Here is a 528-nt window from a genome sequence, read left to right as displayed (position 1 = left end):
ATATCCATCGTTTGTAGATGCTGTTGTACCATCAACTACTGTTACCGTTTCTGGATCTGATCCGGTTGTTGTTAATGTTGGATCAATATCTGCTGGTAATGTATTCTCTTCTACATCTACTGTAGCATCACCTAATGGAAGACCTGTTGCTGTCCATGAACCATCTCCTAGAGTCGTTACGGTTGTAACTGTTCCATCTGCATCTGTAATTGTAACATCTACATTTGGAATTCCTTCTTCACCTGCATCTTGGATACCATCGCCATTTGTGTCTTCGAATACTACTCCTGACACATCTCCTAAGACTTCTGCTGTTATCGTCACCTCTACTTCTGCTGTATCACAGTTTGGTGTTGGTGTTGCGTTATCACATACTGTATATTCAAATGTATCTGTTCCATTGTATCCTGGGTTTGGTGTGTAGGTTACTACATCATCACTTGGATCGTTTGGTGTGTTGTTTGGATCTGTTATGACTACGGTTCCATTGGTTGGTGGTGTTGTGATTGCGATTGTGCCTTCCGTTGG

The 528-nt window shown here is 41.9% G+C and carries 1 protein-coding gene; it reads right to left on the bottom strand.

Translation table 11 applies throughout. The features are described 5' to 3' along the window. On the bottom strand, positions 1–528 hold a 528-nt coding region (locus ACVC5O_RS09945), incomplete at both ends, for an SdrD B-like domain-containing protein (protein ID WP_452221333.1).

This window comes from Lacinutrix salivirga (genome assembly GCF_053604675.1).
This window is presented reverse-complemented; position numbering and strand designations above follow the sequence as displayed.